22 protein-coding genes, 1 tRNA gene and 1 pseudogene are annotated in these 24,622 nt (G+C 61.8%); 7 read left to right on the plus strand and 17 right to left on the minus strand.

Translation table 11 applies throughout. The annotated features are described in order from the left end of the window. Positions 1–36 precede the first annotated feature (36 nt). Complete coding sequence (ybaL, locus tag CYR55_RS08220; protein ID WP_101815668.1) at positions 37–1,728, minus strand: YbaL family putative K(+) efflux transporter; 1,692 nt, start codon at positions 1,726–1,728, stop codon at positions 37–39. Positions 1,729–1,936: 208 nt separating this feature from the next. Continuing rightward, a complete protein-coding gene (locus CYR55_RS08225) occupies positions 1,937–3,151 on the minus strand; it encodes an MFS transporter (RefSeq protein WP_101815669.1) in 1,215 nt (404 codons plus the stop codon). A gap of 252 nt (positions 3,152–3,403) precedes the next feature. On the opposite strand from CYR55_RS08225, the gene ushA reads away from it, so the two are divergent. Beyond that, entirely contained in the window at positions 3,404–5,056 is a 1,653-nt protein-coding gene (gene ushA / locus CYR55_RS08230) for a bifunctional UDP-sugar hydrolase/5'-nucleotidase UshA (RefSeq protein ID WP_101815670.1), read from the plus strand. A 30-nt stretch (positions 5,057–5,086) separates the two neighbouring features. On the opposite strand, the gene ybaK is transcribed toward ushA, so the two are convergent. The 3 genes from ybaK to copA all read right to left on the minus strand — a co-directional run bounded on the left by ybaK (position 5,087) and on the right by copA (position 9,507). After that, positions 5,087–5,569, minus strand: a complete 483-nt coding sequence (gene ybaK / locus CYR55_RS08235) for a Cys-tRNA(Pro)/Cys-tRNA(Cys) deacylase YbaK (RefSeq protein ID WP_101815671.1) — start codon at positions 5,567–5,569, stop codon at positions 5,087–5,089. Positions 5,570–5,833: 264 nt separating this feature from the next. Next, on the minus strand, positions 5,834–6,649 hold the full coding sequence (locus CYR55_RS08240) for a TraB/GumN family protein (protein WP_101815672.1): 816 nt from the start codon (positions 6,647–6,649) through the stop codon (positions 5,834–5,836). Between the two features lie 110 nt (positions 6,650–6,759). Further along, positions 6,760–9,507: a copper-exporting P-type ATPase CopA gene (gene copA / locus CYR55_RS08245; protein WP_101815673.1), complete on the minus strand. Its 2,748-nt coding sequence runs from the start codon at positions 9,505–9,507 to the stop codon at positions 6,760–6,762. A 107-nt stretch (positions 9,508–9,614) separates the two neighbouring features. Here copA and cueR point away from each other — a divergent pair, with 107 nt between their 5' ends. After that, on the plus strand, positions 9,615–10,037 hold the full coding sequence (gene cueR / locus CYR55_RS08250) for a Cu(I)-responsive transcriptional regulator (RefSeq protein ID WP_101815674.1): 423 nt from the start codon (positions 9,615–9,617) through the stop codon (positions 10,035–10,037). A gap of 3 nt (positions 10,038–10,040) precedes the next feature. Here cueR and CYR55_RS08255 read toward each other — a convergent pair whose 3' ends face one another. The 5 genes from CYR55_RS08255 to tesA all read right to left on the minus strand — a co-directional run bounded on the left by CYR55_RS08255 (position 10,041) and on the right by tesA (position 13,981). Further along, positions 10,041–10,496 (minus strand): NfeD family protein, encoded by a 456-nt coding sequence (locus tag CYR55_RS08255; protein ID WP_101815675.1) that lies wholly within the window; start codon positions 10,494–10,496, stop codon positions 10,041–10,043. Positions 10,497–10,498: 2 nt separating this feature from the next. Further along, positions 10,499–11,404 (minus strand): SPFH domain-containing protein, encoded by a 906-nt coding sequence (locus tag CYR55_RS08260; RefSeq protein WP_101815676.1) that lies wholly within the window; start codon positions 11,402–11,404, stop codon positions 10,499–10,501. A gap of 202 nt (positions 11,405–11,606) precedes the next feature. Further along, positions 11,607–12,464 (minus strand): co-chaperone YbbN, encoded by an 858-nt coding sequence (locus CYR55_RS08265; RefSeq protein ID WP_101815677.1) that lies wholly within the window; start codon positions 12,462–12,464, stop codon positions 11,607–11,609. 73 nt (positions 12,465–12,537) lie between these two features. Further along, positions 12,538–13,317 carry an SDR family oxidoreductase gene (locus CYR55_RS08270; RefSeq protein WP_101815678.1) on the minus strand — a complete coding sequence of 260 codons (780 nt, stop codon included), beginning with the start codon at positions 13,315–13,317 and terminating at the stop codon, positions 12,538–12,540. Between the two features lie 28 nt (positions 13,318–13,345). Then, complete coding sequence (tesA, locus tag CYR55_RS08275) at positions 13,346–13,981, minus strand: multifunctional acyl-CoA thioesterase I/protease I/lysophospholipase L1 (protein WP_165699557.1); 636 nt, start codon at positions 13,979–13,981, stop codon at positions 13,346–13,348. On the opposite strand from tesA, the gene ybbA reads away from it, so the two are divergent. Continuing rightward, positions 13,952–14,638, plus strand: a complete 687-nt coding sequence (gene ybbA / locus CYR55_RS08280; protein WP_101815680.1) for a putative ABC transporter ATP-binding protein YbbA — start codon at positions 13,952–13,954, stop codon at positions 14,636–14,638. The two genes, tesA and ybbA, sit on opposite strands and share 30 nt — an antisense overlap. Next, a complete protein-coding gene (ybbP, locus tag CYR55_RS08285) occupies positions 14,635–17,067 on the plus strand; it encodes a putative ABC transporter permease subunit YbbP (RefSeq protein ID WP_101815681.1) in 2,433 nt (810 codons plus the stop codon). The genes ybbA and ybbP overlap by 4 nt, the downstream gene beginning before the upstream one ends. A 94-nt stretch (positions 17,068–17,161) precedes the next feature. Here the strand turns inward: ybbP and purK are convergent, their stop codons facing one another. Beyond that, positions 17,162–18,226 (minus strand): 5-(carboxyamino)imidazole ribonucleotide synthase, encoded by a 1,065-nt coding sequence (gene purK, locus CYR55_RS08290; protein ID WP_101815682.1) that lies wholly within the window; start codon positions 18,224–18,226, stop codon positions 17,162–17,164. Continuing rightward, positions 18,223–18,732 carry a 5-(carboxyamino)imidazole ribonucleotide mutase gene (purE, locus tag CYR55_RS08295; RefSeq protein WP_101815683.1) on the minus strand — a complete coding sequence of 170 codons (510 nt, stop codon included), beginning with the start codon at positions 18,730–18,732 and terminating at the stop codon, positions 18,223–18,225. Before purE ends, purK begins: the two co-directional genes overlap by 4 nt. A gap of 177 nt (positions 18,733–18,909) precedes the next feature. Between purE and CYR55_RS08300 the strand changes: the two genes are divergently transcribed. Then, complete coding sequence (locus tag CYR55_RS08300) at positions 18,910–19,521, plus strand: MiaE family protein (protein ID WP_101815684.1); 612 nt, start codon at positions 18,910–18,912, stop codon at positions 19,519–19,521. Position 19,522: 1 nt separating this feature from the next. Here the strand turns inward: CYR55_RS08300 and lpxH are convergent, their stop codons facing one another. Both lpxH and ppiB read right to left on the minus strand, forming a co-directional pair. Beyond that, the gene (gene lpxH / locus CYR55_RS08305) at positions 19,523–20,245 is read right to left on the minus strand and encodes a UDP-2,3-diacylglucosamine diphosphatase (protein ID WP_101815685.1); all 723 of its coding nucleotides are present in this window, start codon (positions 20,243–20,245) and stop codon (positions 19,523–19,525) included. Positions 20,246–20,260: 15 nt separating this feature from the next. After that, on the minus strand, positions 20,261–20,755 hold the full coding sequence (gene ppiB / locus CYR55_RS08310; protein ID WP_101815686.1) for a peptidylprolyl isomerase B: 495 nt from the start codon (positions 20,753–20,755) through the stop codon (positions 20,261–20,263). 257 nt (positions 20,756–21,012) lie between these two features. Between ppiB and cysS the strand changes: the two genes are divergently transcribed. After that, complete coding sequence (cysS, locus tag CYR55_RS08315; RefSeq protein ID WP_101815687.1) at positions 21,013–22,398, plus strand: cysteine--tRNA ligase; 1,386 nt, start codon at positions 21,013–21,015, stop codon at positions 22,396–22,398. Between the two features lie 78 nt (positions 22,399–22,476). Here the strand turns inward: cysS and ybcJ are convergent, their stop codons facing one another. Further along, positions 22,477–22,689, minus strand: a complete 213-nt coding sequence (ybcJ, locus tag CYR55_RS08320; RefSeq protein ID WP_101815688.1) for a ribosome-associated protein YbcJ — start codon at positions 22,687–22,689, stop codon at positions 22,477–22,479. A 74-nt stretch (positions 22,690–22,763) separates the two neighbouring features. Next, positions 22,764–23,630, minus strand: a complete 867-nt coding sequence (folD, locus tag CYR55_RS08325; protein ID WP_101815689.1) for a bifunctional methylenetetrahydrofolate dehydrogenase/methenyltetrahydrofolate cyclohydrolase FolD — start codon at positions 23,628–23,630, stop codon at positions 22,764–22,766. Between the two features lie 254 nt (positions 23,631–23,884). Between folD and CYR55_RS08330 the strand changes: the two genes are divergently transcribed. Next, positions 23,885–23,961, plus strand: a tRNA-Arg gene (locus CYR55_RS08330). A gap of 21 nt (positions 23,962–23,982) precedes the next feature. On the opposite strand, the pseudogene CYR55_RS08335 reads toward CYR55_RS08330, so the two are convergent. Continuing rightward, a pseudogene (locus CYR55_RS08335) lies at positions 23,983–24,567 on the minus strand (site-specific integrase); the annotation flags it as partial. Positions 24,568–24,622 lie beyond the last annotated feature (55 nt).

The raw sequence follows: 24,622 nt of genomic DNA on the forward strand, positions 1-24,622 counted from the left end.
CCCTTTTTTATGTGCTTTTTTCACCAGACGTTCCGGTCAGCGCAGCATCGCCGGCAGCGGCTCTTCACCGGTGAGCGGTGGAATCTCCAGCATCGTCATCATGCTGTTGGCGATCTCCCGCTCGCCCATTACCACCTGATTGGCCCCGCGATCGAGAATGTAGCTCACTTCGTCATCATAGTGGGCGCGGGCGATGATCAGCATATCCGGGCGGCGCGCGCGGGCAGCGGCCACAATTTCACCGGCTTCATAGCCGTTCGGAATGGTCAGCAACAGCCAGCGGGCGCAGTCCAGCCGCGCCAGATCGAGAATCTCCGGGTTGGCAGCATTGCCCAGAATGGCGCTGATGCCCTGTTCGCGCAACGCTTCCACCCGCGGGCGGGCATTCTCAATCACCACCATCGGCACCCCGGCGGCCTGCAATTTTCCGCCCAGCAAGCTGCCGACCCGGCCATAGCCCACCAGCAGCGCATGGTTGCACATCTCCAGCCGCAGTTGGGACGCCTCCTCCGGTGCCTCTTCCGGGTTCTTCTCTTCCTGAGTCTCCGTGCGGGCGAGGAATTTCTCCAGCAGGCTGAACAGCAGCGGGTTAATCATGATGGAGAGGATCGCTCCGGCCAGCACCAGATTGCGCCCATGTTCTGACAGCAGGTTCAGCGAAATGCCAAGCCCGGCCAGAATAAAGGCAAACTCGCCGATCTGCGCCAGGCTGACCGAGATCGTCAGGGCAGTGCGCGTCGAGTGGCCGAACAGTTTCACCAGCAGGAACGCAGCAATCGACTTGCCGAACAGAATAATCGCCAGCGTCGCCAGAACCGTCAGCGGCTCATTCAGCAGGATCATCGGGTCAAACAGCATCCCCACCGAGACGAAGAACAGCACCGCAAAGGCGTCGCGCAGCGGCAGGGTGTCATGGGCGGCGCGCTGGCTCAGCTCCGACTCGTTCAGCACCATCCCGGCGAAAAACGCCCCCAGCGCAAACGACACATCAAACAGCTTCACCGCGCCGTAGGCAATGCCGAGCGCCAGCGCCAGCACCGCCAGGGTGAACAGCTCCCGTGACCCGGTGCTGGCGGTTTTCGCCAGAATCCACGGCACCAGGCGGCGGCCCACCACAATCATCAGGGTGATAAAGGCGATCACTTTGCCGAGGGTGATCGCCAGCTCCTGCGCCAGTTCCTGAAAACTGGCATGGTGGCTGTCGATCATATTGCTGAACGCCGGCAGCAGCACCAGCGTCAGCACCATCGCCAGATCCTCGACAATCAGCCAGCCGATCGCGATTTGCCCGCGCTGGCTCTCAATCAGTTGCCGCTCCTCCAGCGCGCGCAGCAGCACCACGGTACTGGCGGTGGAGAGGCAGAGGCCGAATACCAGCCCGGCCTGCAAATCCCAGCCCAACAGTTGGGACAGCCCGATGCCGAGCAGCGTCGCCACGGCAATTTGCGCCACTGCGCCGGGAATGGCGATCGACTTGACCGCCAGCAGATCTTTCAGTGAAAAGTGCAGCCCGACGCCAAACATCAGCAGGATCACGCCAATCTCGGCCAGCTCCGGGGCCAGTGAGGTATCGGCCACAAATCCGGGGGTAAACGGCCCGGCCAGTACCCCGGCGGTGAGGTAGCCAACCAGTGGGGAGATGCGCAGGCGGTTGGCCAGCATGCCTAACAGGAAGGCCAACACCAGCCCCCCAACGAGGGTCGTAATCAGCGGCGTAGAATGATGCATCCAGGCTCCTTCTTGTCTGCACAGGGGAAAAGAGGGCACGTATCAGTATGGTCAATGAATCAATAGATTGCATTCAGTAACAAAATAACACGTTTGTGCACAAGATGATCCCTGCTGCGAATTTATTACATAATTTTAAGAAAGTTATTGGTGCAGAAGGAAAAACAGCAGCCGGAATCAGGAGGCCGGCCGCTGGGAAAGGCGGGGTTTAGCGGGATTTAAGATCGGTATTTGGCAAAAACAGCGTCAAAATACCGAGCAACGGCAGGAAGGCGCAGAGTTGGTAAACCAGTTCAATGCTGGTGTGATCCGCCACATAGCCCAGCACCGCTGCGCCCAGCCCTCCCATGCCGAACGCCAGCCCAAAGAACAGGCCGGAGACCATCCCGACTTTGCCGGGGATCAGCTCCTGGGCATACACCAGAATCGCCGAGAATGCCGAGGCCAGAATCAGGCCGATGATCACCGTCAGGATGCCGGTCCATTGCAGGTTGGCGTAAGGCAGCACCAGCGTAAAGGGCGCCACGCCGAGGATCGAAACCCAGATGACCCGCTTCCTGCCAATCCGGTCGCCCACCGGCCCGCCGATAATGGTACCGGCCGCCACCGCCAGCAGAAATGCGAACAGATGGTACTGGGCGTTCTGTACCGACAACCCGAACTTATGCATCAGGTAGAAGGTGTAATAGCTGCTCAGGCTGGTGAGGTAGAAATATTTCGAGAACACCAGCACCATCAGAATCAGCATGGCAAACGCCACGGTGCGCCCCGGCAGGCGGTTCACCGCAACGGCCGGGCGCGCCTTGCTGGCGCGGTGCTGTTGCTGGTACCAGCGGCTGATCTGCAGCAGCATCACGATAGCCAGCAGCGCTGCCAGCGAGAACCAGGCCACATGCCCTTTACCGTAGGGGGCGATCACCAGCGCGGCCAGCAACGGCCCGAGTGAACTGCCGAAATTCCCGCCGACCTGAAACAGCGATTGTGCCAGCCCATGCCGCCCGCCGGAGGCCATGCGCGCCACCCGCGAGGACTCCGGGTGGAACACCGAGGAGCCGGTACCCACCAGCGCCGCCGCCAGCAACACCATGCCGAAGCTGTGCGCTGCCGCCATCAGCAGCAGCCCGCACAGGGTAAAGCCCATGCCGATCGGCAGTGACCACGGCTGCGGGTGTTTGTCGGTATAGAGGCCGATCACCGGCTGTAACAGGGAGGCCGTAAGCTGGTAGGTCAGGGTGATCAGCCCAATCTGGGTGAAACTGAGGGCGAACTCATGTTGCAGCAGCGGGTAAATCGCCAGGATCAGCGACTGGATCATGTCATTCAGCAGGTGCGACACGCTGATCGCTGCCAGAATCGAGAACGCGGTGCGCTTTACGGCGTCGCCACTGGGTGCCTTGCCGGTCACCCCGGTTTGCTCGGTCATGCTGGGTCATCCTTATTCTTGTTACTTCTTCTTGTTATCACGGGCAGTGCAGGGGCCGCCCGGCGGGTGAAAAAATCACCGTTATCTTAATCAGTCGCTTGCGTGAATACCACATCGGACATATTTTGACGTGATTGGCAATTTCCGGACATCAGCAGTGCTACCCTCAGCCCGGTAATGGGGGAGAACAACAGACAGGGCGCGCAACGTGCCGCTGACGCAGTTCCATTGACTTATCATTAGGGAGTGTTCATGCGTTCATTGACGATTACGGCCGCCGCAGTGATGGCCGCCACGCTGGCGGGTCAGCCTGCCATCAGTTATGCCTGGGAAAAAGACAAAACCTACGACATCACTATTCTGCACACCAACGATCACCACGGCCACTTCTGGCAAAACCAGTATGGCGAATATGGGTTGTCGGCGCAGAAAACCCTGGTGGATGCCATTTGGAAAGAGGTAGCGGACAAGGGCGGCAGCGTGTTGCTGCTCTCCGGCGGGGACATCAACACCGGCGTGCCGGAGTCCGATCTCCAGGACGCCGAACCCGATTTCCGCGGCATGAAAATGATCGGCTATGACGCGATGGCCATCGGCAACCATGAGTTTGATAACCCGCTGAGCGTGCTGCGTCAGCAGCAGAAATGGGCCGGTTTCCCGCTGCTCTCCGCCAACATCTACCAGAAAAGCACCAACACCCGGCTGTTCCAGCCCTATGCGATTTTCCAGCCGCAGGGGCTGAAAATTGCGGTAATCGGCCTCACCACCGATGACACCGCCAAAATCGGCAACCCGGAAAACTTCACCGACATCGTGTTCCACAAACCGGCCGACGAGGCAAAAGTGGTGGTGGAGGAGCTGCGTAAAACCGAGAAACCGGACGTGATCATCGCCGCGACCCACATGGGCCACTATGATGACGGCAACCACGGCTCCAACGCGCCGGGCGATGTGGAGATGGCGCGCAGCCTGCCGCCCGGCTACCTCGACATGATTGTCGGCGGCCACTCGCAGGACCCGGTCTGCATGGCGGGTGAAAATAAAAAGCAGGTCGATTATGTGCCCGGCACGCCGTGTGCCCCTGACCGGCAGAACGGCACCTGGATTGTGCAGGCGCATGAGTGGGGCAAATATGTCGGCCGCGCCGATTTCACCTTCCGCAACGGCGAATTTACCCTCAAGCACTACCAGCTGATCCCGGTCAATCTGAAGAAAAAGGTCGAAAAAGCGGACGGCAGCAGTGAGCGCGTCTATTACACCCAGGCGATCGCCGAGAACAGCGACATGCTCAAATTGCTGACGCCGTTTGAAAACCAGGGCAAGGCGCAACTGGAGGTGAAAGTCGGCAGCGTCAACGGCCACCTGGAAGGGGATCGCAGTAAAGTGCGCTTTGTGCAGACCAACCTGGCGCACCTGATTCTCGCGGCGCAGAAAGAACGGGCCGGGGCAGATTTCGCGGTGATGAGCGGCGGCGGTGTCCGCGATTCGATTGAGGCCGGGGACATCACCTACAAAGATGTGCTGAAAGTGCAGCCGTTCGGCAACACGCTGGTGTATGTGGATCTCAAAGGCAGCGAAGTGGAGCGCTATCTGGCGGCGGTGGCCAATATGAAAGTCGATTCCGGTGCCTATGCGCAGTTTGTGGATGTCAGCCTCACGGCGGACGGCAAAGGCGTCAGTGACGTCACCATCAATGGCCAGCCGCTACAGGCGGACAAAACCTACCGCATGGCGACGCTCAGCTTTAACGCCACCGGCGGCGACGGCTACCCGAAAATCAGCGATCACCCCGGCTACGTCAACACCGGGTTTGTGGATGCGGAAGTGCTGAAACAGTACATCCAGACCCATTCCCCGCTAGATGCAGCCGCCTACCAGCCGAAAGGCGACATCCTGTATAAATAGCCGGACGGCCTGTGAAAGCAGGCCGTCATTTCAGGGCGACACGCGGGCGATATCCGCAAACACGCCGTTCAGCAGCCGTTGTAAATCCTGCGGGGCCAGTTCAATGTCCAGCCCGCGTTTGCCGCCGGAGACATAGATGGTGGCAAATTGCTGCGCCGGGCTGTCGATAACTGTCGGCAGCCGCTTCTTCTGCCCCAGCGGGCTGATGCCGCCCAGCAAATACCCGGTGGTGCGCTGCGCCAGTTCCGGGTCCGCCATGTCGGCTTTCTTCGCCCCCAGCGCTTTCGCCACTTTCTTTAAATCAAGCTGGCCTGCCACCGGCGTCACCGCCACCGCCAGCGCTTTTGCATCGCCGTTCAGCGCCACCAGCAGCGTTTTGTACACCTGGCGGGCATCCAGCCCCAGTTTGCGCACCGCCTCATCGCCAAAGTGGGTGTCATGGCTGTCATGCTCATAAGGATGAAGGGTGAATTTCACCTTCTGTTTCTCAAGGAGTGTAATTGCCGGTGTCATAGTCTCCGCCTGAAGTGGTTGCCGTTGCCGCTGAACATGCGGCCTGACGCAGGTTAAAAAAAGAGCCGGGTAATGTTTTGATTCGTTGCCGGAAAATAGCGTTTCTGCTATTGCCGGGCCGGAAAGCGCAGGATGAAGGTTGCAAACCTATTCACCGGGTTGATACCCTAGCGCCGCCGGCACCGCCTTCCGGGCGGGCTGAAGCCCATAATCAATAAAAAAGTCATTCCTCTTTGACGGCCAATAGCGATATTGGCCTCTTTTTTAGGCCGCGCCACTGCCCGCTTTCAATAACGCCGGCAAATTCCCTTCGCCATACAGATGCAGCGCCCCTACCGCCACCACATAATGCCCGGCCGGTAACGCCGCCAGTTGCTGTTGCCAGCGCTGGTTGCGCTGGTGCATCAGCACGTCATACAGATCATTACTGAAGGTTGAAGGCAGCACCTTCTTCAGCGCCCGGGGGGAGTTGTCCATCCACCAGCCCATCATGGTCTGCAACAGGCGGGCGTTGGTGTGCCAGTGGGTCAGGGTGTCTTCCAGCAGCATCAGCCCGTCCTGCGGCAGTTTCAGCAACAGCTCAACCTGCTGCTGCGGCCCCTCCAGCTCAATAATGCGTTTGTGCCCGGTGTGGGCGGCCGCAATCAACTGATAATCAACGCCATACTCCGGCCGCAGGCCGAGCTGTTGCGCCTGCCGCGCCTGTAACATCAGCGCCACCTGCCACGCGGGCAGCGGGTCAAGCTGCGCCTCATTGGCCGAAAGCGTGTCACAAATGGCGAGAAAGCGCTGATACTGGTCAGCCGGCAGGCGCTCGGCCAGCGGCGGTTGCGGTACCGGCTCGCCAAACGGCGACTCGCTGCCGCTGATGTCCGCTTCCACAATCAGCGCATCCGCCGTTTTCAGCCGCGCCAGCAACGTTTCCGGCAGCGGGGACATGTCCATGGTGCCCATATGGATGCTGCCCACCAGATGAAAATGGCGATCGCCCGGCAGGCTGAGGTCAATGGCCGGGTAGGCGTAAGCCATCGGCGAAATCAGGCCGAGAAAGGTGGCAAGACGGTACAGCATGTTACCCATACGACGAGGCTCCCAATCAGTAAGGGTTCCATGCTACCCGCTCGCGCCGCGCAGGTGTAGGGGGATTAGGCTGAATTCGCAGGCCGGGCAGGGTGCCCGGCCGGAACCGCTTATTTATTTCGTAAGGCTTTTTCAGGCGTAAAGCGCAGCAGCCGGTTGGCGTTGGCCACCACGGTAATGGACGAAAGCGCCATTGCCGCGCCGGCGATCACCGGGCTGAGCAGCGAGCCGGTGAATGGGTAGAGCACCCCGGCCGCCACCGGAATACCGAGGCTGTTATAGATGAACGCACCGAGCAGGTTCTGCTTCATATTGCGCAGCGTGGCGCGGGAGAGCGCAATCGCATCAGCGACCCCAGCCAGCGACGGCCGCATCAGCGTCACCGCGGCGGACTCTATCGCCACATCGCTGCCGCCGCCCATGGCAATGCCGACTTCCGCCTGCGCCAGCGCCGGGGCGTCATTGATGCCGTCACCCACCATCGCCACCCGGTGCCCGGCCTGTTGCAGGCGCAGAATGGCATCAGCTTTGCCGTCCGGCAGCACCCCGGCGATCACCTGATCAATCCCGGCCTCGCGCGCAATGGCGGCGGCGGTGTGCGGGTTATCCCCGGTCAGCATCACCAGCCGGTAGCCCTGCTGGTGCAGGCGTTGCAAAGCCTGTTGGCTGTCTGCCCGCAGCGGGTCGCGCAGCGCGAATAAGGCGGCCGGTTGGCCGTCCACCGCCAGCAGTACCGGCGTGGCACCCTGCGCCGTGTGCTGTTGCAGCGCCGCCTCCAGCGCGGTGATGTCCACCTGCTGCTGTGCCATCAATGCCGGGTTACCCAGCAACAGCACCCGGCCTTCCACCGTGCCTTGCAGCCCCAGCCCGCCCAGCGTGCGGAAATCCACGGCTTCCGGCAGTTGCTGTTCACCGGCGCGTGCCAGAATCGCCTGGGCCAGCGGGTGATGGGAGCCCTGCTCCAGCGCAGCGGCCCAGCGCAGCGCCTGAGGTTCTGCCATGCCGTTCACCGTCTCAATGGCGGTGATCGTCGGCTGCCCCAGCGTCAGGGTGCCGGTCTTGTCAAACACCAGCGTATCAAGGGTGCTGGCCTTTTGCAGGGCATCCGCATCGCGGATCAGCACGCCCAGTTCCGCCGCACGGCCAACCCCGGCGATGATCGACATCGGCGTCGCCAGCCCCAGCGCGCACGGGCAGGCGATGATCAGCACTGTGGTGACCACCACCAGCATATAGATGCCCTGTGGCTCGGGGCCGAACAGGTACCAGAGCAGCGCGCTGAACAGGGCGATCAGCACCACGACCGGCACAAACACCGCCGAGATCTTATCCGCCAGCCGGCCGATCTCCGGTTTGCTGCTCTGCGCCTGGCGCACCAGCCGGATAATGCGTGCCAGCGTGGTCTGGTTGCCGACTGCCTCGGCGCGAAACACCACGCTGCCGTCGGTGATTTGTGTCCCGGCGTGCAGGCGGCCGCCTGCGGCTTTGTGTTGCGCCACCGGTTCCCCGGTCAGCATCGCTTCGTCTACCCAGACTTCGCCGCGTAATACTTCGCCGTCTACCGGCACCCGGTCACCGGTGGTCAGCCGCAGCGCCATGCCCGGCTGCACCTCCGCCAGCGGCAGCGTGCGTTCACCCTGATCATCCACCACCCGGGCGGTGGGCGGGGTCAGATCCAGCAACCGCTCCAGCGCCTGGGAGGATCGCTGGCGCGCGCGCTGCTCCAGCGCATGGCCGAGGTTAATCAGGCCGATGATCATCACGCTGGCTTCGTAATAGAGATGGCGCGCCTGCGGCGGAAAATGCTGCGGCCACAGGTTAACGATGATCGAATAAATCCAGGCCGCGCCGGTACCCAGCGCGATCAGCGTATCCATGGTGGCGCTGCGGTGGGTCAGGCTCAGCCAGGCGTTACGGTAGAAATGCCCACCGGCGATGCACATCACCGCCAGCGTCACTACCCCGACCATCAGCCAGGCGGTCTGGTTCTGCGCAGTCACCGCCATCGTGCCGCCAAACAGACCCCAGGCCATCAGCGGAATGCCCACCGCCAGCGCCAGCGCCGCCTGCCAGCTGAACCGCCGGAACGCCGCACGGTTGGTCTGCTGCTGGCGTTCGCGCCGTTCGGCGTCATCTTCAATAATCTCCGCGCCATACCCGGCGGCGGCCACGGCGGCGATCAACGCCGCCTCGTCCGGCTCGCCGGTGACCAGCGCGCTGCGATCGGCGAGGTTCACCCGCGCCTGATCCACGCCGGGCACCTGTTGCAACGCCTGATGGACTTTACTGACACAGCTGGCACAGCTCATGCCGCTGATCAGCAGGTGGTGGCTGTGTATATCTGCCGCCTGTTGCGCATCGGCATACGGGGCGGCCGTTGCCGGAACCGTGTTCTGAGCCGCCGCCGCGTGTTCCGGCAGGGAGGGCGCTGCATCGGGCAGCGGCTCAGTTTTTGAGCGGCTGCTCTCCGTGGCCTGGTAACCGGCCTCCGTCACGGCGGCAATAAGCTGAGCCGGGTCGGCCTCGCCAAACACCCGCGCGCGTTCCAGCGTCACGTCGGCGACTTCCACGCCCGGCACGGCGCGTAATGCTTTTTGCACCGCCCCGATGCAGTGGCCGCAGCTCAGCCCGCTGAGGGTAAGTTCGGTGTCGGCCTGGTCAGCCAGCGTGGCCTGATACCCAGCCTGTTCGATACTCTGGATCAACTGCTCCGCCGGGGCCGTACCGCTGACGCGGGCATAGTGCAATCCGACGTCGGCTGCGCTGACATCCGGCAGCGCATCCAGCGTGCTTTGCACCCGCTTCACGCAGTGCTGACAGCTCAGCCCATTCAGGGCGAGCAGGGTAGTGGTTGACATGATCTCCTCCTCTCACCGGCCGCTGGGGCCGGTATGATAAGTGTACGGGTATTCCGACTTGTGACAGAATAAACCTTCCAGTAACAGGAAGGTCAAGGGGCAGTAACATGAACATCAGTGACGTGGCGAAAAAAACCGGCCTGACCAGCAAGGCGATTCGCTTCTACGAAGAGAAAGGGTTGGTCACCCTGCCGGCGCGCAGTGAGAACGGCTACCGCAGTTACAGTGTAAAACATATCGAGGAACTGACGCTGCTGCGCCAGGCACGGCAGGTTGGGTTCACGCTGGATGAGTGCCGGGAGCTGCTGGCACTGTTCCATAACCCGGATCGCCACAGTGCGGATGTCAAAGCGCGGACGCTGGAAAAGGCCGCCGAGATTGGGCGGCACATTGAAGAGTTGCAGAAGATGCAGGCGCGGCTGCTGGACCTGGCGGCGCAATGCCCGGGGGATGCGGGGGCGAGCTGCCCGATCATTAATAACCTGATCGGCATCGATACCGGCTGCTGCCCCCCGGCAGCGCAGGCGTAACGGTCAGCGTGGCGGGACGGGTCGCACTTCAAGCGTGATGCCCTCGACCGCCACCACCTCGACTTCCTCACCCGGCTGTACCGGCTGGGCGCAGTGCATGCGCCAGCTGCTGTCACCGATGGTGATGCGGCCATAGCCATTCTGTAACGGCGACGCCACGGTAGCGCGGGTGCCGATTAACTGCTCGCCGCGCCGGTTGAGCCGCCGGGCAGGGCGCTCAGCAGAACGGCGTGACAGCCAGTACCACCAGCCTGCCGCCGCCAGCAGGGTCAGCAGGGCGAAGATCAGCGCTTGTGCCTCCCAGCCCAGCGGGATAATCCACACCAGCAGCCCGGTCAGCATCGCGGCCATGCCGCTCCAGAGCAGGTAACCGCCGGCCCCAAGCATCTCCGCCACCAGCAGCACGCCGCCCAGCGACAGCCAGAACCAATGGGGGTGAATCACCAGCGTCTGCCACATGATTATTTTCCTTTGGTTTCGCCCAGTAACTCCGCGATGCCGCCAATCGACCCCATCAGGCTGGTGGCATCCACCGGCATCATGATCACTTTGCTGTTGGGCGCCGAGCCGATCTGCTGCAACGCATCGGTGTATTTCTGTGCCACGAAATAGTTGATCGCCTGAATGTTCCCGGCGGCGATCGCCTCAGAAACCAGCTGGGTAGCCTGCGCTTCCGCCAGGGCCGCCCGTTCGCGAGCCTCAGCCTGCAGGAAGGCCGACTGGCGCTCCCCTTCCGCTTTCAGGATCTGGGACTGCTTGTCCCCCTCAGCGCGCAGGATCGCCGCCTGCCGCACCCCTTCCGCCTCCAGAATATAGGCGCGTTTGGTACGTTCTGCCTTCATCTGGGCGTTCATCGAGTCAATCAGTTCTGCCGGTGGGCGCACGTCGCGGATCTCGATGCGGGTGATCTTGATGCCCCACGGATTGGTGGCCTCATCCACAATCTGCAACAGCCGGGTATTGATGTTGTCACGCTGCGACAGCATCTCGTCAAGCTCCATCGAGCCGAGCACGGTACGGATGTTGGTCATCGTCAGGTTTACAATCGCCAGCTCCAGGTTGCTCACCTCATAGGCGGCGCGTGCCGGGTCAATCACCTGAATAAAGCAGACCGCGTCAATCGAGACGTTGGCGTTATCACGCGAGATAATCTCCTGCGAGGGAATATCCAGCACCTGCTCCATCATGTTGATTTTACGGCCGACGCGGTCCATAAACGGCACCACCAGGTTCAGGCCGGGCATCAGCGTTTTGGTGTAGCGGCCGAACCGCTCTACCGTCCACTGGTAGCCCTGCGGCACCGTTTTGACCCCGGCAAACACAATCACCAGCGCCAGCACCACAATAATCGGAATCACGGTAAACATAGTCACACTCCTGTCAGTCAGTCCTGAGGATCACAGGCGAAACCCTTTCGCCTTAACCGGCGGATCATGAACCTGATGGCGAACACGGGCAAGGAACCGGCGATGATGGGTAAGAAAAACGGAAAAAGTGCATAAGAACAGGATGAAAAGGGCGGGGAGCCGGCCAGAACAGCCGGCTCCGGGGTGATGGATCGGGGCGGAATCAGTAAAGCAGTGAATAGAGCTGGCGGCGGTATTTCGCCGCCAGCGCATCACCGGTGCCCAGCGCCGCGAGAATGTCCATCAGCGTTTTACGTGCGCCGCCGTTGGCTGCCGCCAGATCTTTTTTCAGGAAGCCCATCAGCAGTTCCAGCGCCTCTTCATTGCGCCCGACCTGATGCAGTTGCAGCGCGAGTTTCAGCGCCAGATCGGCATCGTCCGGGGTCTCTGCCATCTGCTGTTGCAGTTGCTGAATCTCCGGGGTGTCAGCGGCCTGCTTCAGCAGTTCAATCTGCGCCACCAGCCCCTGGTAACGGGTGTCGCGGTCCTGCAACGGCACCACCGCCAGCACTGCTTCGGCATCGTCACTGCGGTTCAGCTGCAACTGAGTTTCCGCCAGCAGGAAACCGATCTCGCTGTTCTGGTTGCTGAGCTGCCACGCCTCTTTCAGCAGCGGCAACGCCTCGCTGTAACGCCCTTCCTGCATCAGTTCCGCGCCTTCGGCGGCCTTCAGCTCTTCCGGTTTCGGCAGCACTTTTTCCAGCAGGGCGCGTACTGCCGCTTCCGGCTGCGGCCCCTGGAAGCCGTCTACCGGCTGGCCCTCTTTGAACAGGTACACCGTCGGGATGGAGCGCAGGCCGAACTGGGAAGCGACCATTTGTTGTGCGTCACAATCCACTTTTGCCAGCACGAACTGCCCGGCGTAGTCGGCGGCCAGCCGGTCGAGCAGCGGAGTGAGCTCCTGGCAATGCGGGCTGCGCTCAGACCAGAAATAGAACAGCACCGGGACAGACATCGACTGTTCCAGCGTCTGGTGCAGGTTGGCTTCGGTAATCTCTACAACTGTGGCTTGTGCTAGCATGACATTCTCTCTCATCCGTTTTAACGGTAGATGGGGGCGGCCTGTGGCGCTTCAACCCCCCGGTCCGATTGATTTACCCGCCGCCGCCGCGCAGCAGCACATCCAGCACGCGGCCCGGCAGCACCCGGCGCAGCAGGCCGAGCGCATGGGCCACTAAGGTCACCGGGTAGCGCAGGCGGGCAGACGGGCTCTCTAAAGCATGGCGCAATTTGGGCAATACCGCCTCCGGCGGCAGGGTGAAACGTGCGGCAATGCCCGGATTTTTGACCGGCTTATCGTGTTGTGACTGGTTAACGTTCTGGGTGAAGCGGGTGCTCAGCGGGCCGGGCTCAATCAGGCTGACCTGAATGCCGGTGCCGTGCAGCTCCATGCGCAGCGTGTCAGACCACGCCTCCAGCGCATATTTGCTGGCGGCGTAGGCACCGCGGCCGGGGGTGCTGACCAGCCCCATCACCGAGCTGGTCTGGATGATGCGCCCCTCGCCGTGCGGCAGCATCGCCGGCAGCAGGCGCATGGTTAACTGGTGGACGCCGAACAGGTTGCTGGCAAACTGCCCCTCCAGCTGGCTGCGGCTCAGGGTGTTGAGCGGGCCGTAAACGCCGAACCCGGCGTTGTTGAACAGGCCATACAGCCGGTTGCCGGTCAGCGCCATTACCTCATCAGCGGCGCGATCGACGCTGGCCGGGTCATCCAGATCCAGCACCAGGCTCTCAAACCCGAGCTGGCACAGGTTGCCGACATCCTCTTCTTTGCGGCAGGCCGCCAGCACCCGGTAACCGCGGTTGCGTAGCTCCTGGGCCGCAATCAGGCCGATGCCGCTGGAGCAGCCGGTAATCAATACCGCTTTTTGCATAACTTTACCTGTCAAAGGGCCCTATTTCTCAAGACGCATGATTTACTAAAGGATTCAGGCGCTCAGCCATCCAGCCGGCAATAAACGGCTGGGCATCCCGGTTGGGATGGAGGCCATCTTCCTGCATCCACTGCGGCTTGATCGCGACCTGTTCCATGAAAAACGGCAGCAGCGGCACTTTGTACTGCGCCGCCAGCGCCGGGTAGATAGCGTAAAACGCATCGCCGTAACGGCGCCCGTAGTTGGGCGGCAAGCGGATCTGCATCAGCAATGGCTGGGCATCCGCCTGCTTCACCAGGGTAATAATCTTGCTCAGGGTTTGCTGAATGTCTTGCGGCGCAAAGCCGCGCAGGCCGTCATTCGCACCCAATTCAATCAACACCCAGCGCGGCTGGTGCTTTTTCAACAGGGCGGGCAGGCGCGCCAGCCCCTGGGTGGCGGTGTCGCCGCTGATGCTGGCGTTCACCACCTTTGGCGCGCCGGGCGAGGCCTGCCACTTGTCTGCCAGCAGTGACGGCCAGGCGTTCTCAAGGGGAATGCGGTAACCGGCGCTTAAACTATCGCCTAAAATCAACAGGGTATCGGCAGCGGCTGCCCGTACACTGAATACTCCCAACAGCAAAAGGAAGGGAAGATGCCAGCGGAAAACGTTCTTGAAGTTCATCATCTTAGTAAACACGTCGGTCAGGGTGAGCACAGGCTTTCCATCCTTACCGGAGTTGACCTGCTTGTCAAACCCGCGCAGACCCTGGCACTGATTGGCGAGTCCGGCTCCGGCAAGTCCACGCTGCTCGGGATCCTCGCCGGGCTGGATGACGGCAGCGAAGGCGACGTGCGGCTGCTGGGGCACTCCCTGCCCGCGCTGGATGAAGAGGGGCGGGCCGCGCTGCGGGCGCAGAATGTCGGGTTTGTGTTCCAGTCATTCATGCTGGTGCCGACGCTGAACGCGCTGGAGAACGTGCAACTGCCGGCGTTGCTGCGGGGCGACAGCGAGGCCAAAAGCCGTGAACAGGCGGGTCAGTTGCTGGAACAGCTGGGGCTGGGGCAGCGGATGACCCACCTGCCGGCGCAGCTCTCCGGCGGCGAGCAGCAGCGGGTGGCGCTGGCGCGGGCCTTTATCGGCCACCCGAAAGTGCTGTTTGCCGATGAGCCGACCGGCAACCTCGACCGCCAGACCGGCGACCGCATCGCCGATCTGCTGTTCTCCCTGAATCGCGACTACGCCACCACGCTGATTCTGGTGACCCACGATGCGCAACTGGCGGCCCGTTGCCAGCGTCGCCTGCGGCTGCGTGACGGCAAATTGCAGGAGGAAGCATGATCTGGCGCTGGTTCTGGCGCGAGTGGCGCTCGCCCTCGCTGTTGATTGTCTGGCTGGCGCTGACGCTGGCAGTGGCCTGTGTGCTGTCGCTCGGCACCATCAGTGACCGGATGGAAAAAGGGCTGAGCCAGCAAAGCCGCGATTTTCTGGCGGCCGACCGGGTATTGCGCAGTGCCCACCCGGTGCCGGAGGGCTGGCTGTTGGAAGCGCGTCAGCAGGGGCTGACGGTCAGCCGGCAGATGACCTTCATGACCATGACCTACGCCGGGGATCGGCCGCAACTCGCCTCAGTCAAAGCCACCGATAACGCCTACCCACTCTACGGCACGTTGCAAACTGACCCACCGGGGCAGCGGGTGGCGCCCGGCGCAGTGCTGGTCGCGCCGCGTTTGCTGGCGCTGCTGGATAAAAAAGTCGGTGATAACCTCGATGTCGGCGACACCACGTTGCGTATCGCCGGGGTGGTGGTGCAAGAGCCGGACGCCGGGTTTAACCCGTTCCAGATGGCCCCCAGGCTTATCATGGACATCAGCGACGCGGCGAAAACCGGCGCGATCCAGCCCGGCAGCCGCCTGACTTACCGCTACCTGTTTGCCGGCACCCCGGACGCGCTGGAGCGCTACGGTAACAGCCTGAAGCCGCAACTCAAACCCGATCAGCGCTGGTATGGGCTGGAGGAGTCAGAGGGCGCGCTGAGCAAATCCCTGCAACGCTCCCAGCAATTCCTGCTGCTGTCGGCGCTGCTGACGCTGCTGCTGTCGGTGGCCGCGGTGGCGGTGGCGATGAGCCACTACTGCCGCAGCCGCTACGATTTGATTGCGGTGCTGAAAACCCTGGGGGCCGGGCGGCGCGCCTTACAGAAACTGATTGTCGGCCAGTGGCTCTCGGTGCTGGCGCTGGCAGCGCTGGCGGGCAGCGCCATCGGCAAGCTGTTCGAATGGGGATTGATGCGGGCGCTGGCACCGGTACTGCCTGCACAACTGCCCTCCGCGGGCGGCTGGCCGTGGCTCTGGGCGCTGGGCGCCCTGGTGATGATCTCCCTGCTGATTGGCCTGCGCCCGTACCGGCAACTGCTGGCGACCCAGCCGTTGCGGGTGCTGCGGCGGGATGCGGTCTCCAACGTCTGGCCGCTGAAATATTACCTGCCCACTATCCTGCTGGTGGTAGTCGGCCTGCTGGCGTGGCTGGTGGGCGGCAGCCGCCTGCTCTGGTCGCTGCTGGCGGGCATTCTGGTACTGGCGCTGCTGCTGGGCGTGATTGGCTGGGGCGGACTGCTGCTGCTGAAGCGCCTTACGGTGCGGCAACTGGCACTGCGGCTGGCGGTAAACCGCCTGCTGCGCCAGCCGTGGGTGACGCTGAGCCAGCTGGCGGCGTTCTCCATGTCATTTATGTTGCTGGCGCTGCTGCTGGTGATGCGCGGCGATCTGCTGGACCGCTGGCAACAGCAACTGCCGCCGGAAAGTCCCAACTTCTTCCTGCTGAACATGACGCAGGATCAATTGCCGCCGGTCACGGCGTTCCTGCAACAGCATCAGGTGCAGCCCTCGACCTTCTACCCGGTGGTGCGGGTGCGGCTGACCAAAATCAACGACGAGGTCGCCACCGAACGGGTGAAGGAGAGCGATCCGGGCGGGGAAGCGGTGAGCCGCGAGCTGAACCTGACCTGGCAGAAGGATTTACCGGCGCACAATCCGCTGGTGGCCGGGCAGTGGCCGCCAAAAGCGGGGGAAGTCTCGATTGAACAGGGCGTGGCGGATCGGCTGGGGCTGACGCTGGGCGACCGCGTCACCTTCAGCGGCGACACACAGGACTTCTCCGCCACCATCAGCAGCGTGCGCAAAGTGGACTGGGAGAGCCTGCGCCCTAACTTTTACTTTATCTTCCCGCCGGGCGCGCTGGATACGCAGCCGCAGACCTGGCTGACCAGTTTCCGCTACCACGGTGACAGCCGGATGCTGACTGATCTCAACCGCCGGTTCCCGACCCTGAGCCTGCTGGACATCGGCGCGATCCTGAAACAGGTCGGGCAGGTGCTGTCGCAGGTGAGCCGGGCGCTGGAGGTGATGGTGGTGCTGGTGATGGTGTGCGGCACCCTGCTGTTGCTGGCGCAGATTCAGGTCGGGATGCGCCAGCGGCGGCAGGAGCTGGTGGTCTACCGCACGCTGGGCGCGGGCAAACGGCTGCTGCGCGGTACGCTCTGGTGCGAGTTCGCAGTGCTGGGGCTGGTAGCCGGCGTGGCGGCGGCGGTGGGCGCGGAGGCGGCGCTGTGGCTGTTGCAGACGCAGGTCTTCGACTTCCCGTGGGAACCGGACTTCATGCTCTGGTGGCTGCTGCCGCTGCTGAGTGCGCTGCTGCTGTCGCTGTGCGGGGGCTGGCTGGGCGTGCGGTTACTGCGCGGCCGGGCGCTGTTCCGGCACTATGAGGGGTAAATCAGGAGGGGTAAATCAGGAAAGGTAAAGCGAAGGGTGAAAACCGCGCCCCTGCGTCAATGCCAAACGGCGGAAGAGGCAGGGGCGCGAACTGTTACAGCTTACTCTGCGCCCATTCAATGCCGCTGCGGTACGCTTCCGGCAGCATCGGCACCAGATCGCTCAGCGTCTGTGTGATCAGCACCCGGTCTGGGTCATTGAGGTTAAGGTGACCGACCTTACGGCCCGGGCGTACCTCTTTCTCATACCAGTGCAGGTTGACCAGCGGCAGGCTGAGCCAGTCAATGTTTACGTCCGTGCCGATCAGGTTCACCATCACTGACGGCGCACTGACCACCGGCACCGGCAGCGGCAGGTTGAGAATCGCCCGCAGGTGCAGCTCAAACTGGCTGATCGACGCGCCGTCCTGCGTCCAGTGGCCGCTGTTGTGAACGCGCGGGGCCAGTTCGTTGATCAGCAACCCGCCTTCCACCACAAAGCACTCCATCGCCATCACGCCCACATAGCCCAGCTCCTGCATAATCGCAGAGAGCATCGACTCGGCCTGCTGTTGCAGCGCGATGTCCGGCGTCGGCAGTGCCACGCTGGTACGCAGGATGCCGTCCTGATGCAGGTTATGCGTCAACGGGTAGAACACCATGCTGCCGTCATGCGCACGCGCGCCCACCAGCGACACTTCCCCGGAGAAGTTGATCCCCTGCTCGACGATGCACTCGCCGTAGCAGTCGTCCGGCAGGGTGTGCGCCTCGTCGGCGCGCAGCCGCCACTGGCCGCGGCCGTCATAGCCGCCGACGCGGCGCTTGACGATCGCCAGTTCACCCAGTGCGGCAAACACCTGCGGCCACTCGGCGGCGGACGCCAGCAGCTGCCAAGGCGCGGTAGCCAGGCCGAGCTGATCCAGCAACTGTTTCTGCGTCAGGCGATCGGCGAGGCGCGGGAAGATGTCGCGGTTAACAAATGCCGGGTGGCCGGCCAGCTCACGGGTGAGGGCGGTTTCCGGCCAGCGCTCAATCTCGGCAGTGATCACGCTCTGGCGGAACGGCACCGCTTCCGGCTCGGCGTCCAGCCCGACCGGGTAAACCGCGATGCCCAGCGGCTCCCCGGCCTGACGCAGCATCCGGCCCAGCTGGCCGTTGCCCAGTACGCAAACCGGCTTCATGCCTCCTCCCGCGGGTCAGGGTTATTCAGCACCTCATCGGTCTGCGCCTGACGCCAGGCGGCCAGGCGTGACGCCAGTTCCGCATCATGCAGGGCCAGGATCTGCGCGGCCAGCAGGGCGGCGTTGGCGGCCCCGGCTTTGCCGATCGCCAGCGTGCCGACCGGGATGCCGCGCGGCATCTGCACAATGGAGTAGAGGCTGTCCACGCCGCTCAGCGCGGCACTCTGCACCGGCACACCCAGTACCGGCACCAGCGTTTTCGCGGCCAGCATGCCCGGCAGATGCGCCGCGCCGCCTGCACCGGCGATGATCACGTCAAACCCGTTGGCGGCGGCCTGCTCAGCAAAGCTGAACAGTTTGTCCGGCGTGCGGTGGGCAGAGACCACTTCAACGTGGAACGCGACATTCAGCGTGGTGAGGATTTCAGCGGCAAATTGCATGGTAGCCCAGTCACTCTTGGACCCCATGACGAGGGCGACATTTGCCGGGGAAAGGTTGGATGACATGCCTGTAATGCTCCTGTGAATATGCTGGCGTCGCCAGAGGGGTTGTATCTGGCGGAGAGGGCGCAAATAATAGCATGGCAAATCCGCAAGGAAAACGGTTGCGTCGCTGCCGGAGGCTGGGAAAGCCAGGGGTAATTTGTATAATCGCCACAAAACCATTAAGCAGGACAATACCTTATGACTGACGCCCTTCTGGCCCCGATTCACGCCTTTCTGCACTGCAAAACGCCGGCGCGCTGGATCGATGTGGCGCTTACCCAGCAGGATATTCTGCTGATCGATCACGCCAACTGCGAGAAGAAAGCGGCGGCCTCGGCGATGGCGCTGATGACCCGCTACCTCGACCGCACCGAGCTGCTGATCTGCGCGGCCCGCCTGGCGCGTGAGGAGCTGCACCACTTCGAGCAGGTGGTGGAGATCATGACCCGGCGCAATGTGGCCTACACCGTGCTGTCGCCGTCACGCTACGCCAACGGCCTGCTGAAGCATGTCCGCCATCAGGATGAGCTGGGGTTGCTGGTGGACAGGCTGATCATCGGGGCCTATATCGAGGCGCGATCCTGTGAGCGTTTCGCGGCGATTGCCCCGCATCTGGATCAGGAACTGCGGCGGTTCTATCTGTCGCTGCTGCGCTCTGAAGCACGCCACTATCAGGATTACCTGTCACTGGCACAGCAATATGCCGGGGAAGATATTACCGATCGGGTGGAAGAACTGGGGCGGATTGAGGCTGAACTGATCATGGCCCCGGACGAGCAGTTCCGCTTTCACAGCGGCGTGCCGGTCTGAGTCAGAACGGGAACGTGACCAGATCAATCCCCTGCGGGCTGACAGCGATCATCGATCCTTCCTGATGCCAGGCACCCAGTACCGCGCGGTGCGCCTCGCCATCCGGCAGGGCAAGGGTGTGGATCGCCGGGCGGTGGGTATGGCCGTGGATCAGCCAGTGTACCTGATGGCGGCGCATCGTGTCCGACACGGCCTGTGGGTTGACGTCCATGATCGCCATCGATTTCAATTGGTTAGCCTGCTGGCTGTCGGCGCGCATCTTACCGGCAATCCTCAGGCGCAGGCGTAACGGCAGGGCAAGGAACAGCCGCTGAATCAGCGGATTACGCACTTTTTTACGGAAACGCTGGTAGCCTTCATCGTCCGTGCACAGGGTGTCGCCGTGCATAATCAGCACCCGGCGGCCATACAGCGTCAGCACCTGTTCTTCCGGCAGCAGCGTCATGCCACTGGCGCGGGCAAAACGCCGGCCGAGCAGGAAATCCCGGTTGCCGTGGATGAAGTAGCAGGGCACGCCGCTGTTAACCAGCGCCTTCAGCGCGGCCGCAATCTCCGCGTGCAGCGGTTGCGGGTCGTCGTCCCCGATCCAGGCTTCAAACAGATCGCCCAGGATATACAGCGCCTCGGCGCGGCGCGCTTCACCGGCCAGAAAACGCAGAAAACCGGCAGTAATTGCCGGTTCCTGTACGCTCAGATGCAAATCAGCGATAAACAGTGTGGTCATGCCGCGGGGCTAACCTTACTCGCTGACGGTCACGCTGGTGATCACCACATCTTCTTTCGGCACGTCCTGATGCATGCCGCTGCGGCCGGTCGGCACAGCCTTGATCTTGTCAACCACGTCCAGGCCTTCCACCACTTCGGCGAACACACAGTAGCCCCAGCCCTGCGCGTTTTCACCGCGGAAGTTCAGGAAGTCGTTATCTACCACGTTGATGAAGAACTGGGCAGTCGCTGAGTGCGGGTCGTTGGTGCGCGCCATCGCCAGGGTGCCGCGGGTGTTTTTCAGGCCGTTGTTGGCTTCGTTGTTGATTGGTGCGTCGGTGGCTTTCTGTTTCATGCCCGGCTCAAAGCCGCCGCCCTGAACCATGAAGCCATTGATCACGCGGTGGAAAATGGTGTTGTCGTAGAACCCTTTACGGCAGTAGTTCAGGAAGTTTTCAACGGTTGCCGGCGCTTTGTCTGCGAAGGTGTTGATGACGATGTCACCGTGATTAGTGTGGAAAGTAACCATAATAGTTCATCCTGCTTGATTGAAGGTGTGCGCCGCGGGGCGGCCTGCACAATAGAGGGCTTTTATAACATAAACCGGCGGCGGGCGTCAGCAGCGGGAGGATTAGCATGTTTGCTGATATGCTTATGCGAGGGAAACCGGCCGGATGTTGCAAACACCGGACGTTCAAGGTTCAATACGCCTTTCGGTGAAGATCCCGGCGGATTTTTTCACCCCTGTTGATTGCCATCCACACATGTAAACCATGGAATGACCTGATGCTGAAAATATATAACACCCTGAGTCGCCAAAAAGAGGAATTCAAACCTATCCATGCCGGAACCGTCGGCATGTACGTGTGTGGCATCACCGTTTACGACCTCTGTCACATCGGCCACGGCCGGACGTTCGTCGCGTTTGACGTGGTGGCGCGTTACCTGCGTTACAGCGGCTATCGCCTGAAGTATGTGCGTAACATCACCGATATTGATGACAAGATCATCAAACGTGCCAATGAGAACGGCGAAAGCAGCGAGGTGCTGACCACCCGCATGATCGCCGAGATGCACGCCGATTTCGACGCGCTGAAGATCCTGCCGCCGGATGAGGAGCCGCGCGCCACCCGCCATATCGCCGACATCATTGAGCTGGTGACGGAACTTATCGCGCGTGACCACGCGTATGTGGCCTCCAACGGCGATGTGATGTTCGCCGTAGACAGCGACCCGGATTATGGCCTGCTGTCGCGCCAGGATCTGGAGCAGCTGCAGGCGGGCGCTCGCGTGGAAATCGCCGAGGTAAAACGCAACCCGATGGACTTCGTGCTGTGGAAAATGTCCAAGCCGGGTGAACCGAGCTGGCCGTCGCCGTGGGGCGAGGGGCGCCCGGGCTGGCATATTGAGTGCTCGGCAATGAACAGCAAACAGCTTGGCCACCACTTCGACATCCACGGCGGCGGCTCCGATCTGATGTTCCCGCACCATGAGAACGAGATCGCCCAGTCCACCTGCGCCCACGACGGCCCGTACGTTAACTACTGGATGCATTCCGGCATGGTGATGGTGGATCGCGAGAAGATGTCCAAATCGCTGAACAACTTCTTTACCGTGCGGGATGTGCTGGCTTATTACGACGCCGAAACCGTGCGCTACTTCCTGATGTCCGGCCACTACCGCAGCCAGCTCAACTACAGTGAAGAGAACCTGAAACAGGCACGTACCTCGCTGGAGCGGCTCTACACGGCGTTGCGCGGCACGGATAACGCCGCCGCACCGGCCGGGGGCGAGGCGTTTGTCACCCGTTTCCGTGAGGCAATGGATGATGACTTCAACACGCCGGAAGCCTATTCGGTGCTGTTTGACATGGCGCGTGAAGTGAACCGCCTGAAAGCCGAAGACATGGCCGCCGCGAACGGGCTGGCGGCTGAGCTGCGCCACCTGGCGGGCGTGCTGGGCTTGCTAGCGCAGGAACCGGAGCAGTTCCTTCAGGGCGGGGCGCAGGCGGACGAGGGCGATGTGGCGCAGATTGAGGCGCTGATCAAACAGCGTAATGACGCGCGTGCCGCGAAAGACTGGGCGATGGCGGATTCCGCCCGTGACCAGCTCAACGCGCTCGGCATCATTCTGGAAGATGGCCCGCAGGGCACCAGCTGGCGTCGTAAGTAAGCTGAACGAATAGCAAAAAAGCAGCATAAAAAAAGGCGACGCTTCTGCGTCGCCTTTTCTATGGCCGCAGCCACGGGATCAGGGTTTGACCACCACGGTCGCGCCGTCAAACTCAACCTGCTGATCCGCCACAATTTTGCAGCGCTTGCGGGTTTCTACCTGGCCGTTTACTTTTACCAGCCCATCGGCAATCACCGCTTTTGCCGCCGCGCCGCTTTCGCACCAGCCCTGGAATTTCAGCAGATCGCACAGTTCAACGTGCGGGTGATTGTCGAGATTAAAAATGTCCATCGTGTTCCTGACTTAACGCGCCTGGCGCGCAGAGAGTGCATGAGTGCGCCGCCCCGGGGGCGGCCGCATAAGGCTTAACCGGCGTTATTGTCGTGGTATTCCTCGCAGGCCTGCAAGGTATTTTGGATCAGCGTTGCCACCGTCATCGGGCCGACACCGCCCGGCACCGGGGTAATAAAGGAGGCGCGCTCAGACGCCGCCTCAAAATCGACGTCGCCGACCACTTTGCCGCTCTCCAGCCGGTTGATCCCGACATCCACCACGATCGCACCCGGTTTGATCCAGTCACCCGGGATGAAGTTCGGCTTGCCGACCGCCACCACCAGCAGATCGGCGTTCTCCACATGGTGGCGCAGGTTTTTGGTGAAGCGATGGGTAACGGTGGTGGTGCAGCCTGCCAGCAACAGCTCCATGCTCATCGGACGGCCAACGATATTGGACGCCCCGACCACCACGGCATTCAGGCCGAAGGTGTCGATGTTATAGCGCTCCAGCAGCGTCACGATGCCGCGCGGGGTACAGGGGCGCAACTTCGGCGCACGCTGGCAGAGGCGGCCGACGTTATACGGGTGGAAGCCGTCCACGTCTTTATCCGGATGGATGCGCTCCAGCACTTTCACGTTATCGATGCCGGCCGGCAGCGGTAACTGCACCAGAATGCCGTCGATGTCACCGTCATTGTTCAGTTTATCAATCAGCGCCAGCAAGTCGGCCTCTGAGGTGCTGGCCGGCAGATCGTAGGAGCGGGAGAGGAAGCCCACCTCTTCGCAGGCACGGCGCTTGCTGCCGACATAAATTTGCGAGGCGGGGTTCTCACCTACCAGCACGACCGCCAGCCCCGGCGCACGTTTTCCGTCCGCCAGACGTTGTTTTACACGCGCTGCAACTTCGCTTCGAACCTGCTGCGCAATCGTTTTACCGTCAATAATTGTTGCTGCCATCAGTGGGGGAGTCCATCAAAAGTAATTATGCAGGGGAATGCCTCTATTTTGTCAGAAGCCGGGCGTGCTGTCAGGCGCTGTGTGGAGATAATCTGCCCGCGGTGGCAGGTAACGGCCAGGCGGACGCGACGATATCTCATTGAGTTGTACATGGATTCGTCGCCTGATGGGATTCCGGTGTGATTTCGTTGACTCACCGGGGCGGGTGCGTATAATTCGAGCCCACTGCCGCTTACCGGCAGCCGCATCCCCATGCGCCCTTAGCTCAGTTGGATAGAGCAACGGCCTTCTAAGCCGTAGGTCACAGGTTCGAGCCCTGTAGGGCGTACCATTACGAATCAATCACTTACCCTCACCCGCTAACTTTCAATTTTCCTTCGTGGGACGGATTTGGGACGCGAGCACCAAAAATTGCATCAATGTGACGTGCGTGCTCAGTCAAATGGTTGGGCGCCAAGTGAGCATATCGCTGCACCATCTCTATGCTTTCCCAGCCACCCATCTCCTGCAACGCAGAGAGTGGAACACCGGCCTGAATTAACCAACTCGCCCATGTGTGCCGCAGGTCGTGAAAACGGAAGTCTTCAATGCCGGCTCTTTTCAATGCAGCCCGCCAGGCAGTATTGGAATCGACACGCATCTTCCTGACGGCCGGCATCACTTTTCCTTCGCTGTTCTTCACTGACTCGGTGTGTACGAACACCCAGTTGTGATGACGTCCCAGTTGTCTCCGGAGAATTGAGCACGCCGTATCATTCAGTGCAACGCCAATTGCTCTGCCTGATTTGCTCTCCTCTGGATAAATCCACGCTACCTTGCGCTGCATGTCAATCTGCTGCCATTTCATATCCACGATGTTCGACCGGCGCAATCCTGTTGCCAGCGCGAACTCTACGGTAGACTTGAGGGGTTCCGGGCATTCTTCAATCAGCCGCTGTTGAAGTGGTTTACTGAATTTGGCCATCTGAACAGAGGTGATATGCTCACCTCAG

The sequence above is a fragment of the Chimaeribacter californicus genome, from assembly GCF_002858675.1.
In the GTDB taxonomy this organism is placed as follows: domain Bacteria; phylum Pseudomonadota; class Gammaproteobacteria; order Enterobacterales; family Enterobacteriaceae; genus Chimaeribacter; species Chimaeribacter californicus.

Coding starts and splice junctions, on each gene's coding strand:
- CYR55_RS08255 (WP_101815675.1), bottom strand. CDS start 10,496: ATGTGGCAGACGCTGGTGATTCACCCCCATTGGTTCTGGCTGTCGCTG.
- CYR55_RS08240 (WP_101815672.1), bottom strand. CDS start 6,649: ATGGGTAACATGCTGTACCGTCTTGCCACCTTTCTCGGCCTGATTTCG.
- CYR55_RS08265 (WP_101815677.1), bottom strand. CDS start 12,464: ATGCTAGCACAAGCCACAGTTGTAGAGATTACCGAAGCCAACCTGCAC.
- CYR55_RS08260 (WP_101815676.1), bottom strand. CDS start 11,404: ATGTTTACCGTGATTCCGATTATTGTGGTGCTGGCGCTGGTGATTGTG.
- copA (WP_101815673.1), bottom strand. CDS start 9,507: ATGTCAACCACTACCCTGCTCGCCCTGAATGGGCTGAGCTGTCAGCAC.
- purK (WP_101815682.1), bottom strand. CDS start 18,226: ATGAAGCCGGTTTGCGTACTGGGCAACGGCCAGCTGGGCCGGATGCTG.
- ybbA (WP_101815680.1), top strand. CDS start 13,952: ATGCCAGCGGAAAACGTTCTTGAAGTTCATCATCTTAGTAAACACGTC.
- CYR55_RS08270 (WP_101815678.1), bottom strand. CDS start 13,317: ATGCAAAAAGCGGTATTGATTACCGGCTGCTCCAGCGGCATCGGCCTG.
- tesA (WP_165699557.1), bottom strand. CDS start 13,981: ATGAACTTCAAGAACGTTTTCCGCTGGCATCTTCCCTTCCTTTTGCTG.
- purE (WP_101815683.1), bottom strand. CDS start 18,732: ATGTCATCCAACCTTTCCCCGGCAAATGTCGCCCTCGTCATGGGGTCC.
- CYR55_RS08300 (WP_101815684.1), top strand. CDS start 18,910: ATGACTGACGCCCTTCTGGCCCCGATTCACGCCTTTCTGCACTGCAAA.
- ybbP (WP_101815681.1), top strand. CDS start 14,635: ATGATCTGGCGCTGGTTCTGGCGCGAGTGGCGCTCGCCCTCGCTGTTG.
- ybcJ (WP_101815688.1), bottom strand. CDS start 22,689: ATGGACATTTTTAATCTCGACAATCACCCGCACGTTGAACTGTGCGAT.
- ppiB (WP_101815686.1), bottom strand. CDS start 20,755: ATGGTTACTTTCCACACTAATCACGGTGACATCGTCATCAACACCTTC.
- cueR (WP_101815674.1), top strand. CDS start 9,615: ATGAACATCAGTGACGTGGCGAAAAAAACCGGCCTGACCAGCAAGGCG.
- cysS (WP_101815687.1), top strand. CDS start 21,013: ATGCTGAAAATATATAACACCCTGAGTCGCCAAAAAGAGGAATTCAAA.
- folD (WP_101815689.1), bottom strand. CDS start 23,630: ATGGCAGCAACAATTATTGACGGTAAAACGATTGCGCAGCAGGTTCGA.
- CYR55_RS08225 (WP_101815669.1), bottom strand. CDS start 3,151: ATGACCGAGCAAACCGGGGTGACCGGCAAGGCACCCAGTGGCGACGCC.
- ushA (WP_101815670.1), top strand. CDS start 3,404: ATGCGTTCATTGACGATTACGGCCGCCGCAGTGATGGCCGCCACGCTG.
- ybaK (WP_101815671.1), bottom strand. CDS start 5,569: ATGACACCGGCAATTACACTCCTTGAGAAACAGAAGGTGAAATTCACC.
- lpxH (WP_101815685.1), bottom strand. CDS start 20,245: ATGACCACACTGTTTATCGCTGATTTGCATCTGAGCGTACAGGAACCG.
- ybaL (WP_101815668.1), bottom strand. CDS start 1,728: ATGCATCATTCTACGCCGCTGATTACGACCCTCGTTGGGGGGCTGGTG.